We start from the raw sequence: 18,129 nt of genomic DNA, 5'->3' as shown, positions 1-18,129 counted from the left end.
TAAGAACTAAAAGTTTTATTTAACCTTTATAAACTTGAACAAAAAAATGAAATTCCTAATGATATCAACATTCCTTTTAATATTAGCGATGACTTTTTCATGCGCAGAGAAAAATAAGGCGGTAGAAGTTAGCGCAGATGAATCTGCTGTGAATTTAGAACTTGGAGAAAGTTTTGAAGCTGAAACTCCACCTATTTTAAGTAAAGATGAAAATCTAGAAGAAAAGGAGGATTCTAAAAAACAAGTCAATCGCGTTTCAAAACGATTTCTGAAAAAGGGAGAAGTTATTGAAAATAAGGAGGAGGTTAGCGAAGCAGACAAAGAATGGCTCATGCAGAAGCAATTAGAAAGCATTGCCGAAGAGGTGAAAATGGCAAAGAGATTAGAAAAAAGGGATTTGGTGAAAAATGTGAGTGGTGAAGAAAATAATCAAGAATTAGCAGTAGAAGAACAAATGGTAAAGAAAATTGAAGCAGTAGATAATTTAAATAGATTAGAAAAGAGAGAATTGGTAAAAACTGTTGCAAAACCAGATCATTCCGCTTTTAATAGCCTTTTGTCTGCACATGTTACAACTAAAGGAATTGTTGACTACGCTGCATTGAAAAAATACATTAGCAAGTTAGATGATTACTTAAGTGATCTTGATAAGAATTCAGTGCAATCTGATTGGTCCAGAAATGAAAAACTAGCTTATTGGATTAATGCATATAATGCTTTTACTATCAAATTAATATTGGATAATTACCCTGTTAATTCGATCCAAGATATTAGTGGTGGCAAACCTTGGGATAAGACGTGGATTAAGCTTGGTGGGAAAACATACAGTCTTAATCAAATAGAGAATGACATTATACGACCAGAATTCAAAGAACCAAGAATACATTTCGCGGTGAATTGTGCGGCCCAATCTTGTCCTCCATTAGCGAATAAAGCTTTTACAGCAGATAACCTGAATGATTTATTGGAAAAACAAACCAAGTCATTTATAAATAACTCGAAGTACAATACGATTGCTAGCAAATCAGTAACTATTTCTAAAATTTTCGACTGGTATGGTGTGGATTTCGGAGACAAAATTGCATTTCTCAACAAGTACGCTGAAGTTGAAATAAACAGCAATGCAAAAATAGATTACACAGAGTATAATTGGAGCTTGAATAATAAATAAGGATTTACTACTTTCATTGGATGAAAATAGTAGTTCTAGATGGTTACCATTTGAATCCAGGGGATTTAGATTGGTCAGGGATTAAACAATTAGGTGAGGTGGTTTTATATGTGTCGACACCAGAGCATCTTATTGTTCAACGATCAGCGGAAGCAGATATCGTTATCACGAATAAGGTTCCTTTTGGCAAGGAGGTACTTGATCAATTGCCGAATTTGAAATGTATATGTGTATCTGCAACAGGATATAACATCATAGACACGAAAGTAGCTAAGCAGAATGGCATTGTTGTTTGTAACGCGCCAAGTTATAGTTCTGAATCCGTAGCTCAGCATGTTTTTGCTAGTATTTTTGCTATCTATAATAGAATAGAGACTTATAGTAAAGAAGTAAAGGCAGGAGTTTGGGCAGAGAAAAACGATTGGTCATATACCAACGAACCTGTCACAAATGTGTATCATAAAACTTTAGGAATAATTGGCTTTGGTCAGATTGGGCAAAAAGTAAATGAAATAGCTCAGTCGCTAGGCATGAAAGTGATCAGTCATCATAGACATCCAAGACGAGATGAGCGACCTGGTGTTGGTTTTGTGGATTTAGATACCCTTTTCGAAGCTTCCGATATTATTACACTGCATGTACCCTTAAATGAGAGTACGAAAAACCTCATTAATAAAGATAGCTTAGCTAAGATGAAGGCTAGTAGTATTCTTATAAATACTGGTCGAGGACCATTAATAGATGAAGAAGCGCTAGCTTCTTCACTTAAGAATAAGCAGATAAGAGCAGCGGTATTAGATGTGTTGGTTAATGAGCCACCTGAAAAGAATAATCCATTATACGACTGTGAAAATTGTTATATCACGCCTCATATTGCATGGGCTGGGGTAGAAGCAAGGAAGAAGTTAATGAGAATTTTAGAAGCCAATGTGGAGGCATTTAAGCAAGGATCACCTATTAATGTGGTAAATGCGTAGAGATTTCCGGCTAATACATGCTATGTTGATGTCGGATTTGCAAAGTTAATATTGATTTCTTGTTCCATTTTCAGTTGAATAAATAAATATTCCTGTAGAGCTTGCAATTCAAGCACTTCTATAGATTTAGTATTCGAGTAAAGTTTGAGATTATAGGGCAGGGGAGCTTTACTTAACTCTGCATCTAGTTGAGTTTTGGCGATTTCGATTTGTTCGTTTAATGGTTGTTCGATAATTTTCTCCAGTCTTTTGATAACATTTCCTTTAGCTAATTTCAGAATGCCTTTAAAGATCAGATTGGACGCATCAAGATCTAATTTGATGTCTTGGAGATCGAGTTTGTTTTCGTCAGAAATAAAACTTGGAATAGCAGAAAAGTCAAAGTAGGCATTCCATTTTGAAACCAATTCACCTGTGATTCTTAGTTTCCCATTTTCCTCACCAATCACAAATTTAGAAATTTTAATATCGTAACCTTTTACATTAATATCTTGCTTATTTGCTTCGATTTGAAGTAATTCGGAAAGTTGGGGGTAGGTCAATTTTAGATTAACTATTGCCATTGGTATATTTTTTATAAAAAAAAAGCGCATCTACAAGATGCGCTTTATAAAATATTTTTTTGCTTAATCCAATGGCGGAATTCTAAGAACTTGCCCAGGATAAATTTGATTAGGATCTTTCAGTAACGGTTTGTTTGCTTCGAAAATTTCCATGTATTTCATTGCATCACCGTAGTGAGCTTTTGCAATTTTGGAAAGTGAATCACCGCCTTTTACTTCATAAAAAACAGCTGCTGGTTCACTTACTTCAACTGTTAAACGATCATCAACAGCGGCAATGCCTTCTACATTACCGAGTGCTAGGATCACCTTTTCTTTATCCGCTTGCGAATCCGCAGAGCCACTGACAGTAACAACATCATCATCAAGAGAAACTTCTAAGTCTTCAATGTCAATGTCTAAACTTTTAACGATATCTCCTAATAATTTGCTTTTGTAAGCTGCTGCATCAGCTTCCGCCTTTGCTGCCTCCGCTTCTTCATTTAGTTTTTTAGAACCGGCTTTTTTAAAGAATGAAAATAAACCCATTTTCTTAATTTTAGTTTTGATTATGCAAATTGCTTGGCTCTAATATAAAAACTTTTTAATACGAATAGATATCTTTCTTGACCCTAAATTTGCACCACGTAATTCTTTAATATATAAGGATTTGGTAATGCATCTGTTACAGAAAAAATGATAAGATTTAAAGATAAATTAATTAATTCCTAATAAGTAAGGTAAAACTCTTATATTTGCGCAGTTTTTTCAAATGAATTACATAACAAAGATAAGATAGATGCAAGGGAAAGGCTTAATAAAGTTTTTTTTGGTTTTGATGATTATTGTAAGTGCTTTTCAATACTTATTTGTCATTCCAACGAACAAAATAGAAAATAATGCTGATGCATATGCTGAGAAGATAGCTTCCCAGTATGATGATAGTTCACAGCAATTAGCTGCCAGAAAAGCGGCGAGGATTCAATATTTAGATTCGGTCTCAAGTGAGGATGTTTTTAAAATTCCATTGATCAAATCATACACCTATGATGATCTTAAGAAACAGCAACTAGGTTTAGGGCTGGATCTTAAAGGTGGTATGAGTGCAGTTCTTCAAGTTGACTTGAATGAGCTACTTGTTACATTGTCCAACAATTCTAAAGATTCTGATTTTAGATCAGCAATGGATAGTGCTAATGAAGCATTGAAAAACTCTCAAAGTGATTTCATCACTTTATTTGCTAACGAATATCAGAAGATAGATGGTGCTAAACCTCTAGCTAGAATATTCCTTAGAAATGAGAGCATGCGAGATGAAATCAATACAGAGTCTTCTAACGGAGATGTTATTCAAGTATTGAGAAGATTGTCTAATGAGACTGTTCAATTAACTTTTGACAGACTTAAAGAACGTATCGATAAGTTAGGAGTTACACAGCCTAATGTATTCTTAGATGCTGCTAGAAATTTAATCATCGTAGAAATTCCAGGAATTGAGAACCCGCAAAGAGCTCGTAATTTCTTGTCTGCAAGTGCGAAACTTGAGTTTTGGGATACTTACTGGATAAGTGACCCAGGTGTTCAAGATGCATTTGTTCAAGCGAATGAGAAATTGAAATTACTTCAAGGTGATTCAACAGATAATGTTGCTGTTTATGATACTTCTTGGACTTATACCGAATACGATTCGATAGGATCTCCTACTGATTCTGTAATGAGTATAACTGAAGCTCCTTCAGCTAATCTTGCTGGAAATGGACCATTATTTAGTATTTTCAATCTGAATGGTGCTGCTGGACAGCAAGTTTCTTATAGTCTTACAACTATGGGAACAGCTGAAAAGAATAAACGAAATGAAGTTCTCAAATTATTAAGAACTCCTGAAGTTGCTTCTTTATTTCCAAAAGATATGCAATTCAGATGGTCACAAGATCCTGCTTTAGATGCAGACGGTAATCCAACTAGGGAATATGAACTGTATGCTATTAAAGTTAGGAATAATGGTACTGCTCCTTTAGAAGGTGATGTTATTACTAATGCATCTCAGAGTCCTGATCCTACAACAGGTGAACCTCAGGTTTCATTACAAATGAACTCTAAAGGAAGAAAAATATGGGCTGACCTTACAACTAAAGCTGCACAGAATGGAAATCGTCAGATTGCGATCGTTCTAGATTCAACTGTAGTTTCTGCGCCAAGAGTAAACGGACCGATTACTGGAGGTTCTTCATCTATATCTGGAGGATTCTCAGTTCAAGAAGCTGTTGATTTAGCTAATATCTTACAGATTGGTAAGTTACCTGCTAAGACAAGAATTATACAAGAATCTACTGTAGGGCCTTCTTTGGGTAAGGAAAATATTAGAAGATCTTTAAGATCATTAGTGATTGGGGTTTTATTAATACTAGCATTCATGGTATTCTACTATGGAGGTGGAGGTATCGTTTCCATCATTGCACTTTTATTAAATCTAGTATTCATTTTTGGAGTCTTAGCATCAATCAATACCGTTCTTACATTACCAGGTATGGCGGGGATTGTACTGACCATTGGTATGGCCGTGGATGCGAACGTGATCATCTTTGAACGGATTCGAGAGGAACTCAGGGCCGGAAAAACATCGCTCGCTGCGATTTCAGATGGTTTCAAGAACTCTTATTCTGCAATTATAGATGCAAACGTAACAACGATATTAGTTGCAATGGTCTTAAACTTTTATGGTCTTGGACCGATTAAAGGTTTCGCTATTGTTTTAATTATTGGTGTTATTTCATCTGTATTTACTGCAGTATTAGTTGGTAAATTGATGATTGACTGGTGGATGGGTCGAGGAGGCTCTATGAGTTTCTGGACTGCTCCTTCTAAGAATGCATTTGCTAATCTTAATATAGATTGGATCGGTAAAAGAAAGTATGCATATGTTATATCTGGTGGTTTAATCATTTTAGGTTTAGCTTCTTTATTTACAAGAGGTTTAGATTTAGGAGTAGATTTCCAAGGTGGATATTCATACAATGTTCAGTTTGAGCAAGGTGTTGATGTTGATGCAGCAACGTTGAAAACAGGTTTAGCTTCATTCTTAGAAACTGAACCTGCAGTGAAATCTGTGGATACAGAAAACACATTCAATATTGTTACAAAATATCAGATTGACAATACAGATGATAATGCTATAACATTGGTTACTGAGAAATTAGCAGAAGGTCTTAATGATATTACTGGAGGGAGAATAGATATGGACAACTTTGCAGAAGCAGATGCTGAAAATACAACTCACATCATTAGTTCTTCTAAAGTTGGTCCTACGATCGCGGATGATATTAAGAAGAGTTCATTCTACGCAGGTATTATTGCTTTGATACTAATCTTCGCATATATCTTTATTAGATTTAGTAAATGGCAATTCTCATTAGGTGCGGTTGCTGCATTATTCCATGATTCATTAATCTTATTAGGTTTGTTCTCACTTCTTTGGGGTAGAGTACCATTCTCACTTGAGATAGACCAAGCCTTTATTGCAGCCTTACTGACAGTAATTGGTTACTCGATAAATGATACGGTTGTAGTATTTGATAGAATTAGAGAATACTTAGGTATCTATACTGGTAAATCAACAGATGAAGTATTAAACATGGCGATTAACAGTACATTTTCAAGGACAATTATCACTTCGTTTACCACATTGTTGATTGTAACAATACTATTGGTTTTTGGTGGAAGTGCTATTAAAGGGTTCGCTTTTGCATTATTTATTGGTATCCTAGTCGGAACATACTCTTCTATCTTCGTTGCAACTCCAGTTATTAGAGATTTAACGAAAGACTTAAGTGTAAAATCAAAAGCAAAAACAGAAACTAAAGGTTTTTCTAAAGCAGCAGCTAATGCTAAATAAGAATCAACTTTAAATGATATAAAAAAGGGTTCGAATTTTCGAACCCTTTTTTTGTTTCTATAAGATTGTCTTATTTAATTAATCTTGCATGTATAGATCTAATAGAATTTATTCCTTATGGAATACATTTAATATTCGAAAAATACATAACTATTCTTATCTTAATACGTTAATAAAGTATTAGACCAGATAATATTTAATGAGAATTCTTTTAGCATTTTTAGTAGTCAGTATTTCAGCTTGTACATTTACTCAGAAGATTAAGGACGGGGAAATGGCATATGATCGGAAACAATATTCTGTGGCCATCAATATGCTTTCTGATGAGTTTGATAGAACTGATTATCCAGAAATGAAAGCGAGGAAGGCTTTCTTAATAGCAGAATCTTATGGAGAAATTAATGATATTCCCAATGCTATCGAATGGTATAAGCAAGCATTTGATCTGAAGTATGGAGACAAAGCTTTAGAGAAATTAGCCTATGCACTTAAGAAAAATGAGCAATATGTGGAGGCTGTTCGTGTTTTTCAAGCTGTGCAGAAACGAATCGGGCAGAATCCAACTATAGCTAGAGAAATTACTGAGTGTACTAATGCTTCGCAATGGTTAACTGAAGTTGAAAATACACCTTTTGAGATCAATAAAATTGCTCAAAATTCTGAGTATTCAGATTACGCGCCTCAGCTTTTCGAAGGTTCGCAATTGGTGTTTACTTCTGATCGCAAGAGCGAGAAAAATGACCAGATCTATAAATGGACAGGTCAATGGTTTTCTGACTTGTACATGGTGAATCAGTTTAGCAAAGATGTATTACCTTTCGATGATAACATCAACAGTGAACATAATGATGGTACGGCTACATTCAATAGCGATTTTTCAGAAATCATTTTTACGAGATGTGAAAATAAGTTTGATGATGACTACTGTAAGTTAATGGTTTCTAATCGAAACGGAAGCGAGTGGTCTGAACCTCAAACCTTGGGTTTTATCGAAGATAGGATTAACTATGCACACCCTTCTCTTCATGAAAATGACAGTATATTGTTTTTTACTGCAATAATGGAAGAAGGCTTCGGGGGATATGATATCTATTATTCGGAAAGGTTAGAAAATGGCTGGTCAAATCCACAAGTTTTAAGTGCTAGGATTAATAGCATCGGAGATGAGAAGTTCCCATTCATAGATAAGGATACTTTGTACTTTGCTTCTGATGGATGGCCAGGTATGGGAGGCTTAGATATATTTAAATCTTATGTTCAGGCAGATGGAACGTGGACTAGAGTAGAAAACATGAGACCACCATTTAATTCTGGAGCAGATGATTTTGGACTGATCGTAGATGCTGCAAAGCGAAAGAATACAGGAGAGTTGACTGGGTATTTTACATCTGCTCGAGTTGGTGAATCGAAAGACGATATTTATGCTTTTCGATCTAAGGTTATCAGTATTCCTCCACCAGAAGATGAAGAAGAAGTTGTAGAAACTAAGGAATTGAAGTTGTACCTAGCGATAAAGACTACGGAGAATAAATATTTAGTAGATAACGATCCTAAAAGTGGTGTTACAGGCAAAAAAGAGTTGCCTGGTGTAAATATTACGATCAAGTCTCAAAGTGGCAGTAAACAGCTTAATACTAAAGATAAGGGTTTTGTAATAGATGATATCTTCCCAGAGGATATTCTAGAAATTAAAGCTTCTAAGGAAGGGTATCTCACCGAGGTTCTTAACTTTAAACCAACTAAGGTTCCAGAATCAGGAGAGAAGACCTACACCGTTAATCTATTGTTAGAGAAAATATATACTGATCGAGAAATTGTGCTCGAAAACATCTATTACGACTTAGATAAGTATTTTATTCGTGATGATGCGAAGCCATCTTTAAATGAGCTGGGTAAGTTGCTAAATAACAATCCAAGCGTTAAAATTCAGTTATTCTCGCATACTGATTGTCAAGGTAAAGATGATTACAATATGGTGCTTTCACAGAATAGAGCTCAAGCTGCGGTAGATTACTTGGTTTCTCTTGGAATTGATGAATCCAGAATGATGGCAACAGGATTAGGTGAAACGAGACCTGCTATAAATTGCTATTGTGAGACTTGTTCTGAAGCTGAACACCAAGAAAATAGGAGAACGACTTTTAAAATTGTAGCGTTTTAAACTGTAATTTCAAACATCATTTCTTTCAGAAAAAGGTTCCTAATCTGGTTATTCAGAAGTAATAACCAAATTAGGAATATATAACGTCTATATTTTTGTTTACCCTACGACAACATTTATCATTCGGCCCGGAACAACAATGATTTTCTTTACCGATAAACCTTCCGTGTACTTAGCAAAAACAGGTAATGCCTTCACTTCTTCCATAATATCTTCTCTGGTAGCATCTGCAGAAAACGCTGCCTCGCCACGCTTCTTTCCATTAAAACTAACAGGATAATTAATCGTAGATTCCACAAGATATTTATCTTCATGCTTAGGATATGATTCAGTGTGAATCGAACCTTGAAAACCTAAAATCTCATGAATTTCTTCTGTAATAAAAGGAGCAAAAGGAGAAAGCAAAAGATTGAGTTTTGCTAAAACTTCTTTCTTATGACACTTTAATTTTCTTAAATCATTGACTGCAGTCATAAAAGCTGAAATTGCAGTGTTAAATGAAAAACGTTCTACATCTTCATTTACCTTCTTTATAACAGTATGCAATACTTTTAATTCTTTCTCATCTGCTTTGTTATCAGTAACTAAACTTTTGCCTTCTTCATTGAAAAATAAAGCCCAGTATTTTCTTAAAAACTTAGAAACACCGTCGATACCATTCGTATCCCATGGTTTAGATTGCTCGATAGGGCCTAAGAACATTTCATACATTCTAAAGCAGTCAGCACCGTACTCTGCAACTACATCATCAGGATTAACAACATTGAAATATCTTTTCGACATTTTTCCAATTTCAGACTTAGTCACTAAATGACTATCCACGTTTTCATTTACACCGAATTGGAATTCGCCTTGACCGCATTGGAAAATTGCATCCTTGTATTCTGGTCTCCATTCTACAAACTGCTTAATGGAATCTACATTCAAGAATGAGTCTGGTGAACCGTAGTTTTTGACATAGTCAACAAAAATAGGAATCTTAGCATAGTTGTCTTCGTCGCCTGATGCTTCCACTATTTTAGCACAGACAAATTTACTTTGACCATTTTCTTTATCCTTACTCAAGTAAACATATTCTATTACACCTTGAATCATTCCTTGATTAATCAATTTCTTGAATGGTTCTTCGGTAGGAACTAAGTTCAGGTCATATAAGAACTTATGCCAGAATCTAGAATACATTAAATGTCCTACGGCATGTTCAGTTCCACCAATATAGATATCTACATCCTGCCAGTAGTTTACTGCTTCTTTACTTGCAAAAGCATCAGGATTTTTGGGATCCATATATCTTAGAAAGTACCACGATGAACCAGCATAACCAGGCATAGTGTCCGTTTCGCGTGTCATGCCATCTTCTGTAACTGTCCAGTCGGACAAACGTGCTAATGGAGATTTTCCACTAGAAGTTGGCTTGAAATCTTCTAACTCTGGTAATTCTAATGGAAGCTCACTATGACTTAATGGATGCGCTACATTCTCCTTGTCAAACTTAATTGGGAATGGCTCTCCCCAGTATCGTTGACGACTGAAATTAGCATCACGTAATTTATAATTGATCTTTTTCGCACCGATTCCACGTTTTTCTATTTCATTAAACATGAATTGTATCGCTTCAGGAACCTCCATACCATTCAAGAAATCGGAATTGATAATCTTTCCTAGTTTATCGCTTAATGTTGCTCCAGGATAATCAGACTTATCAACTACATCTATAATTTTTAATCCAAACTTAGTTGCAAATGCTTTATCTCTGTCATCATCACTTGGCACGGCCATAATAGCTCCCGTTCCATAATCCTTTAAAACATATTCTCCTATCCAAATAGGAACCTCTTCATTGTTAAATGGGTTAATGGCGTAAGCACCTGTGAAAGCACCAGTTACCGTTTTGCTTTCAGACATTCTATCTAGATCAGATCTAGATTTGACATAGGAAAGGTAGTTTTCTATTTCTTCTTTTTGTTCTGGAGTAGTTAAAGTAGAAACGATATCTAATTCTGGTGCTAGGACCATGTATGTGGCTCCGAAAATTGTGTCAGGCCTCGTTGTGAATACTTCTAACTGACCTTCGTGTCCTTTAATATCAAAAAACACTTGTGCTCCTTCAGATCTTCCGATCCAATTATTCTGCATTGCCGTTAATGCTGACGACCATTCCACTTTATCTAGTCCATTAAGCAATCTTTCAGCATAGGCTGTGATCCTTAATGACCATTGCATCATTGCTCTTTGTTCTACAGGATGTCCTCCTCTTTCTGAAACACCATCTTTCACCTCATCATTAGCTAATACAGTTCCAAGCGCTTCACACCAATTAACATAACCAGTCTTACGGTATGCTAGTCGGTAATTCATCAAAATATCGTCCTGCTCTTTTGCTGACATCTGATTCCACTCTTCTGCTGAAAAAGTTATGTCGCCAGTCGATGAGCCTTCTACTCTAAATTGTTCTATTAATTCAAATATTGGGCGTGCTTTGTCAGCAGAATGATCATAAAAGTGATTAAACAGTTCTAGGAAGATCCACTGTGTCCATTTATAATAAGAAGGATCAGAGGTTTTCACTTGACGATCCCAATCATAACTAAATCCAATGTTATCTAACTGAGCCCTGTAACGCTCTATGTTCTCATCTGTAGACTTTGCTGGATGAACTCCAGTCTGTATAGCATATTGTTCCGCTGGAAGTCCGAAGGCGTCATATCCCATAGGGTGTAGAACATTGTAACCATTCATCCTTTTATACCGTGTGTAAATGTCAGAGGCAATATACCCCAGTGGATGCCCTACATGCAAGCCAGAACCAGAAGGGTATGGAAACATATCCAAGATATAGTATTTAGGCTTTGTAGTGTCAATATCAACTTTATAAATTTGCTGATCTTTCCAGTATTTCTTCCATTTAGCTTCTATTTCAGCTGAATTATATTGCATGTTTGAGTCTGTTTTATTTTTAGAGGTGCAAAATTACAAATTAATTTCAATTGATGTTGAATTTGCTGGACTTCCTTCAGCTTGGTTTACAGGGAATTGATATTCGTATTACAACAAAATGGGATAAAAGTAAAATGTATAATTCTTGATGGCCCTCACTAAAAATTTAGATTGACTCTCCTTATTATCTATGTTTTTTGCTACTTTTCATAGATATAATAATAATATATGTCGATTTTACGCTTTATTAAGGAATGTATTTATTCCTGATTTGGTTAATGAGATTGAAACATATTAATAGACTATTTTTAAATATTTAGATCCAATGAAAACATTAATAAAACTTGCTTTACTTGCACTGGTTGTCATTTTAGGTTACAATTATTTTTATGGAGATGAAAGAGAACAGGCTCAAGCTGAGCGAATTGTGGGCAAAGTGAAGGACCTTGGTTCAGATATCAAAGCATTAGTTGTTTCAGAGAAAGAGAAGTATGATGAAGGAAAATATGATAAGACGGTGGATAAATTCTCAGAACTTATCAATTCAGTTAAAGAAAAAATTTCAAACATTGACCTAGAAAAATTAGAAGAAAAGCAGCAAGATATTAAGAAAGCTGTAGAAGAACTGAAAGAAGATTCTAGTGATAATAATAGCCAAAAAGAAGCTAAAATTAAATCAGAAATTCAAGATCTTTACGACGATATCTCTAAAGTGATTGAAAAAATAGATATTAATAAGGAATAATTATTTTTCTTCGTAGACTAATTCTCTAACTCTAAAACTGTACGGTTTATCATCACGCCATCCCCAGTTTTCAACCCATCGTTTCTGATCGTCAAACTTGGTAATTTTATAAGTTTCTGTCAGAAGCGTTTCACCCTTAGGATCTTTAATGTTAAGTGAAGTTTTATTACCATACGCATCATAGGTAAATATAAAACTGGACTGAAGTTGATTATCAGCTGACAAGATATCTTTTTGAATCATGTTGCCTTTTTTATCATACTTGAAGTTTTCCATCCTCAGCAATTCATCGTTTGTTGCATCGAATCCCCATCGGCTTGTTTTTTGGCCGTTATCATCGTATTTAAGGCTATAGTAACTTAATAAAGAATCTTCTGGAGTGTAATATCTTGTTCCTATAGGTTGCTCATACTCATCATCGAAAACAGCTAATTCTTTACCGCTTAATTCACCAGTAGGACTATACAGTAAATGTCCAATTTCATTTCCAGCTTCGTCATATTCGTAGGTTTCTAGAAAAGTGACTTGGTCTTTTGTATGTTCACCATCTACCTCTTTCACAGACCAAACTTGATTTTTTTCTTGTTTTAAAAATGGCTTATCAGTTTCTTGACAAGCTATAAAAAGGACTAGTAAAAGTGGTAAATATTTCATAATTAGACTTTAGAACAAGGAATTAATGGAGTAATATTATCAAGCAGGATATTACCAGTTCGGGTTATTTTACCATCGGTGTAATACGCTTCGATAAGGATATATTTAGCTCGTTTTTCAGGAGTGAATTCTACTTTGTAAGTTTTCCATTCTGAATGCTCTATAAATTCGGATTCAAAAACCATCTGCTCTTTCTGGCATTTTTTATTGCTAATCCAAATTCGAATTTTTAAGGGCTCATTATATCCAGCATAAGAAAGTGACTGCGCGAGGTCAATATTGAAGCTGTAACAGGTTTCATCATCTAACCGTTCAATAAATCGCTGACCTATACTTTCGTAAGATCCATCAAATCGAGTAATTAATCCTACATATGTGTCTCCATCGCTTGCTTCTGAATAAACTCCCCAAAACCCAGGAAGAATATCTGGTGTAGTCTGAGGTGCGCATGGAAACCATCCCATAGGAACAGTAGCATCGGCTGGTTCATCTTCGAAAGAAGGATTATTCAGCGTGATCTGTCCTTGCAAAGATGTAGTGAGTGAGACTGTTATTGATAAAAATATCAGCTTTAATATATTCATATGGTTTATTCTATTATATCTTCGCAAGATAAACGAGTTATTATTAATGATCAAAGTTCTGAGATATTTATTTTCTACGAGTAGCATACCTATCATTGTATGCACGAGTTTGATGTTGTTTTTTCTAGGTGTTTATTTTATGATAGCAATTAAAAGTAATGCCGTATTAAAAACTCTAAAAAATGAAACAAGTGTACTCGTGGAGGTGGAGCCAGGGATAACAGATGATCTGATTCCTAGATTCGCAGCACTGCCTGGAGTTATTCCTAATTCAGTAAGTTTTACTTCTAGTCAGGATGCGAAAAGAATTATGGAAGAGGAATTAGGGTCTGCATTTCTAGATTTACAAGGTGAAAATCCATTTTTCGATACGTATCAATTCAATATGGAAAAGGGGAGTGTGAATATTCCTTTATTGAGAAGTATGAAAGAAGTACATGATGCTTATGCTCAGAGCTCTTATGTAGACCAGATTTCTACCAATGTCAGAAAGTTTTCGAGACTTGCGCTAATTGTTGGGATATTTTTCTCAGCATTAGCAATAACACTAATATTTAATGCGATTAATCTGAGTTTAGCGGAATCAAAAAGTTCTTTTTATACACTGAAATTACTAGGTTCTGACTGGAATTTCATCAAACGCCCCTTTCTGCAAAGAGCATTTTATTCTGGCCTTTTATCAGGTGGAATTGCCATACTTCTGTTTGTTATTGCTATGACTTATTTTATGCTAAGCAATGATACCATAGGGAAGATCATCAGCATTTGGAATGTTATATTGGTCGCTTTTATTATGTTGTTGGTAGGTTTTTTGGTCAATTTGCTTAGCACGAATGCAATATTAAATAGATTTTTAACGATGAAAGAAGAGGACTTATATACTTAATCTGTACTATATAAATATGGGATTTTGAGTTTTGTAGCAAGATTTGACAGTAATAAAGTCAATATAAAGCGTTGATTTCGGCATTCTATGGAGGTCAATTCTGAAAAAAATGATACATTTGTAAAAATTTAATATAAATGGCTAAGAAAAAGGTGGTAGTCACTACTACTAAAAATTTGAAACCGACAAAATCTACCTTGGGTAAGGCTGAGCAGACTTCTTCTGTTGATACACTTAGTTTCGGACGTCAGAACTATATACTAATGTTAGCGGGAATCGGCTTAATCATGCTTGGATTTTTGTTAATGGCTGGCGGTCACATGCCATCTCCTGATGTGTGGGACGAAAGTATCATTTATAGCACAAGAAGAACACTAATTGCTCCTATTGTAATCTTAGCAGGATTAGTAGTGGAAATTTTTGCCATTTTCAAATAGCATTTCATGGATCTTATAAAGGCTGCAATACTCGGTATTGTTCAGGGCTTAACTGAGTTTTTACCTGTCAGTAGCAGTGGGCATTTAGAGCTGTTCAAGTATTTCATGAACGATGATGCCGTAGGTGAGGAGTCTATGATGATGACCGTTGTTCTTCATTTTGCAACTGCACTTTCCACGATTTTTGTTTTTCGTAAAACCATATTGGAGTTAATTAAAGGCTTATTCAAATTCGAATGGAACAAAGAGACAAAGTTCATTGCTTTTGTGGTTGTCTCTATGATTCCTGCTGTCTTCGTAGGTCTTTTTTTAGAAGAAGAAATGGAAAGTTTGTTCAATAAGAATATTCCATTAGTTGCGATTATGCTCTTTATTACTGGATTGATTTTGTTCATAGCAGATAGAGCAGAAAAGACAGACAAAGAACTAAGCTTTATCCATTCGATCATTATTGGTATCGCTCAAGCCATTGCTATTTTGCCTGGAATAAGTAGATCTGGTGCAACTATCTCTACCTCTGTTCTGCTAGGGTTAGATAGAGAAGTAGCGGCAAGATTTTCGTTTATCATGGTACTTCCTTTAATCTTTGGTAAGATTGCTAAAGATCTACTGGATGGAAGTTTTACTGAAAATGCTTCTAATGTTGGAGAACTGAGTGTTGGTTTTATTGCTGCTTTTATTACAGGTTTATTTGCCTGTACGCTTATGATACGGATTGTTAAGAATAGTAAATTGTCTTATTTCTCTTACTATTGTTTTGCAATTGCTGCCATAAGTTTAATCTTTTATTACGTTTCATGATTCCATTTGTAAAAGACATAAACGAAACTGATTTTCAAGAAGGGGCACTTTTATTAGTGGATAAACCTCTAGAATGGACTTCTTTCGATGTAGTAAATAAAATTAGGTATACGCTAAAGCATCGACTAGGTGTTAAGAAGATAAAAGTAGGTCATGCTGGGACTTTGGATCCTCTAGCTACAGGTTTGTTGCTGATTTGTACAGGGAAGTTCACGAAAAAGATTAATGACTTAACTGATCTGAATAAGCAGTATGAAGGAAAGTTAAAATTAGGAGCAACAACGCTTTCGTATGATGCCGAGATGGAAGAAAACGAAACTTTTGATATCGAAGCCATTACAGAAGAGCAAATCTTGAATACTGTAGAGAATTTCAAGGGAGCAATTCAACAGTTTCCACCCATTTATTCTGCAGTAAAAATAGATGGAGTAGCAAGTTATAAAAGAGCTCGTCAGGGAGAAGATGTCAAGACAAGAGAGCGTACTGTAAATATTGAAGAATTTGTAATAAATAAAGTAGAAAAGCCATACGTTGAATTTTCTGTAACTTGTTCGAAAGGTACTTATATAAGAACATTGGCTGATGATTTTGGGAAATCATTGAATAATGGGGCTTATCTTGTTGGCCTAAAAAGAACTAAAACCGCGGGCTACGACGTTAAAGATGCTTGGGACTTAGATACATTAATAAATGAATTAAGAGATGTCCATTGAAATAAAGAATGTGACTAAAATATATGGAGAACAAAAAGCATTGGATGACATCAGCTTTTCTGTTCGAAAAGGTGAAATCGTTGGCTTTCTAGGTCCTAACGGTGCTGGGAAAACGACGACGATGAAGATTATTACTTCCTACTTGCCTGCAAGTTCTGGCGAAGCCGTAGTTTGTGATTATGATGTCAATGAACATGCTTCCTTAGTCAGAAAAAAGATTGGATACCTTCCAGAGCATAATCCGCTCTACAAGGAAATGTATATTAGAGAGTACCTATCTTTCGTAGCTGGTCTACATAAATTGAAAAATAAAAAAGAAAAAGTAGAAGAAATGATTACGCTTACGGGACTGACTCGTGAAGCGAATAAGAGGATAGGGGAGTTATCGAAAGGATATAGACAAAGAGTAGGTCTAGCACAGGCGCTAATTCATGATCCAGAAGTACTTATACTTGATGAACCTACTACCGGATTAGATCCGAATCAATTGCTTGAAATTAGAAGTTTGATTAAGAACTTAGGAAAGGAGAAAACAGTACTTTTTTCTTCGCATATCATGCAAGAAGTTCAGGCGCTTTGTGATCGCGTAATTATTATCAATAAAGGTAAAATAGTTGCTGATGATAGTATAGAAGTACTTACCCAGTTTCAGCAAGCTGAACAATTAGTAATAGTGGAATTCGATAAAGAAGTTAGCTCACTGAAAATTGAAAAGATAGAAGGCGTTAAGCGGATCAAGGCTCATAGTGGATTAAGTTTCCATTTGATATGTGATAAAGAGGTTAATACACGAAAGAATTTATTCAATTTTGCTGTAGAGGAAGGTCTAGTCTTATTGGGGATGAGAATGGAAGACTATAGCATGGAAGATATATTTACTAAACTAACTGCGAACTAATGATTCAGATCATATCAAGAGAATTAGGAGCATTTTTCAGTTCATTAATAGCATACATTATTATAGGTGTTTTTCTATTGTTCCTAGGTTTATTCATGTGGGTTTTTCAAGAGACAAGTGTCTTGAATTACAACTATGCAACTTTGGATCAATTATTCACCATTGCACCGATGGTATTTATATTTCTCATTCCGGCAATATCGATGCGAAGTTTTGCAGAAGAGCATCAGAATGGAACACTTGAATTATTATTGACAAAACCTATTTCCAGTATCGGACTGATTCTAGGAAAATATTTTTCTGTTTTGATTCTTATTCTATTCGCTTTACTTCCTACACTAATCTACTTTTATTCCGTACATCAATTAGGTTCTCCAGTGGGTAATATTGACTCTGGAGCGGTTGCGGGATCTTATATTGGTTTAGCACTACTTTCTGCAACTTTTGCAGCGATAGGTATATTTTCATCTTCTATAAGCAAGAACCAGATCGTGTCTTTTGTTATCGGAGCATTTCTATGTTTCCTTTTTCATTGGGGCTTTCAATATCTAAGCAGTTTGCCTATTTTTATTGGCACCTTCGATAATTTCGTAGAGCGATTAGGTATAGAATATCACTATAATTCGATTAGTAGAGGTGTGCTGGATACAAGAGATATATTGTATTTCTTATCTGTTATCACAACGTTTATATTGGCAACTAAACTTTCCATAGACAAAAAGAATTGGTAG

The 18,129-nt window shown here is 35.1% G+C and carries 16 protein-coding genes; 11 read left to right on the top strand and 5 right to left on the bottom strand.

The features are described from left to right. Window positions 1–58 precede the first annotated feature (58 nt). Together L2586_RS14290 and L2586_RS14285 are read left to right on the top strand one after the other, a co-directional pair. Entirely contained in the window at window positions 59–1,171 is a 1,113-nt protein-coding gene (locus L2586_RS14290) for a DUF547 domain-containing protein (protein ID WP_235293595.1), read from the top strand. Between the two features lie 20 nt (window positions 1,172–1,191). Continuing rightward, complete coding sequence (locus tag L2586_RS14285) at window positions 1,192–2,148, top strand: D-2-hydroxyacid dehydrogenase (protein WP_235293594.1); 957 nt, start codon at window positions 1,192–1,194, stop codon at window positions 2,146–2,148. Window positions 2,149–2,168: 20 nt separating this feature from the next. On the opposite strand, the gene L2586_RS14280 is transcribed toward L2586_RS14285, so the two are convergent. Both L2586_RS14280 and lysM read right to left on the bottom strand, forming a co-directional pair. Then, on the bottom strand, window positions 2,169–2,711 hold the full coding sequence (locus tag L2586_RS14280) for a DUF4403 family protein (RefSeq protein ID WP_235293593.1): 543 nt from the start codon (window positions 2,709–2,711) through the stop codon (window positions 2,169–2,171). A gap of 63 nt (window positions 2,712–2,774) precedes the next feature. Next, on the bottom strand, window positions 2,775–3,239 hold the full coding sequence (gene lysM / locus L2586_RS14275) for a peptidoglycan-binding protein LysM (RefSeq protein ID WP_235293592.1): 465 nt from the start codon (window positions 3,237–3,239) through the stop codon (window positions 2,775–2,777). Between the two features lie 250 nt (window positions 3,240–3,489). Between lysM and secDF the strand changes: the two genes are divergently transcribed. Together secDF and L2586_RS14265 are read left to right on the top strand one after the other, a co-directional pair. Beyond that, on the top strand, window positions 3,490–6,582 hold the full coding sequence (gene secDF / locus L2586_RS14270) for a protein translocase subunit SecDF (protein WP_262914159.1): 3,093 nt from the start codon (window positions 3,490–3,492) through the stop codon (window positions 6,580–6,582). A gap of 199 nt (window positions 6,583–6,781) precedes the next feature. Then, window positions 6,782–8,743 carry an OmpA family protein gene (locus L2586_RS14265; RefSeq protein ID WP_235293590.1) on the top strand — a complete coding sequence of 654 codons (1,962 nt, stop codon included), beginning with the start codon at window positions 6,782–6,784 and terminating at the stop codon, window positions 8,741–8,743. A gap of 99 nt (window positions 8,744–8,842) precedes the next feature. Here the strand turns inward: L2586_RS14265 and L2586_RS14260 are convergent, their stop codons facing one another. Next, window positions 8,843–11,680 (bottom strand): leucine--tRNA ligase, encoded by a 2,838-nt coding sequence (locus L2586_RS14260; RefSeq protein WP_235293589.1) that lies wholly within the window; start codon window positions 11,678–11,680, stop codon window positions 8,843–8,845. A 325-nt stretch (window positions 11,681–12,005) separates the two neighbouring features. Between L2586_RS14260 and L2586_RS14255 the strand changes: the two genes are divergently transcribed. Continuing rightward, complete coding sequence (locus L2586_RS14255; protein WP_235293588.1) at window positions 12,006–12,425, top strand: hypothetical protein; 420 nt, start codon at window positions 12,006–12,008, stop codon at window positions 12,423–12,425. On the opposite strand, the gene L2586_RS14250 is transcribed toward L2586_RS14255, so the two are convergent. Together L2586_RS14250 and L2586_RS14245 are read right to left on the bottom strand one after the other, a co-directional pair. Beyond that, a complete protein-coding gene (locus tag L2586_RS14250; RefSeq protein WP_235293587.1) occupies window positions 12,426–13,079 on the bottom strand; it encodes a hypothetical protein in 654 nt (217 codons plus the stop codon). It abuts the gene before it with no gap. 2 nt (window positions 13,080–13,081) lie between these two features. Continuing rightward, window positions 13,082–13,663 (bottom strand): hypothetical protein, encoded by a 582-nt coding sequence (locus L2586_RS14245; protein WP_235293586.1) that lies wholly within the window; start codon window positions 13,661–13,663, stop codon window positions 13,082–13,084. Window positions 13,664–13,802: 139 nt separating this feature from the next. Between L2586_RS14245 and L2586_RS14240 the strand changes: the two genes are divergently transcribed. From L2586_RS14240 to gldF, 6 genes are all read left to right on the top strand, one after another. Next, the gene (locus L2586_RS14240; RefSeq protein WP_235293585.1) at window positions 13,803–14,549 is read left to right on the top strand and encodes a cell division protein FtsX; all 747 of its coding nucleotides are present in this window, start codon (window positions 13,803–13,805) and stop codon (window positions 14,547–14,549) included. Between the two features lie 137 nt (window positions 14,550–14,686). Next, the gene (locus tag L2586_RS14235) at window positions 14,687–14,986 is read left to right on the top strand and encodes a DUF3098 domain-containing protein (protein WP_235293584.1); all 300 of its coding nucleotides are present in this window, start codon (window positions 14,687–14,689) and stop codon (window positions 14,984–14,986) included. Window positions 14,987–14,992: 6 nt separating this feature from the next. Further along, entirely contained in the window at window positions 14,993–15,787 is a 795-nt protein-coding gene (locus tag L2586_RS14230) for an undecaprenyl-diphosphate phosphatase (protein ID WP_235293583.1), read from the top strand. Continuing rightward, entirely contained in the window at window positions 15,784–16,500 is a 717-nt protein-coding gene (gene truB, locus L2586_RS14225; RefSeq protein ID WP_235293582.1) for a tRNA pseudouridine(55) synthase TruB, read from the top strand. Before L2586_RS14230 ends, truB begins: the two co-directional genes overlap by 4 nt. Further along, window positions 16,490–17,398 carry a gliding motility-associated ABC transporter ATP-binding subunit GldA gene (gene gldA, locus L2586_RS14220; RefSeq protein ID WP_235293581.1) on the top strand — a complete coding sequence of 303 codons (909 nt, stop codon included), beginning with the start codon at window positions 16,490–16,492 and terminating at the stop codon, window positions 17,396–17,398. Before truB ends, gldA begins: the two co-directional genes overlap by 11 nt. Then, the gene (gene gldF, locus L2586_RS14215; RefSeq protein WP_235293580.1) at window positions 17,398–18,129 is read left to right on the top strand and encodes a gliding motility-associated ABC transporter permease subunit GldF; all 732 of its coding nucleotides are present in this window, start codon (window positions 17,398–17,400) and stop codon (window positions 18,127–18,129) included. Before gldA ends, gldF begins: the two co-directional genes overlap by 1 nt.

Source organism: Portibacter lacus, assembly GCF_021533215.1.
Classification (GTDB): domain Bacteria; phylum Bacteroidota; class Bacteroidia; order Chitinophagales; family Saprospiraceae; genus Portibacter; species Portibacter lacus.
This window is presented reverse-complemented; position numbering and strand designations above follow the sequence as displayed.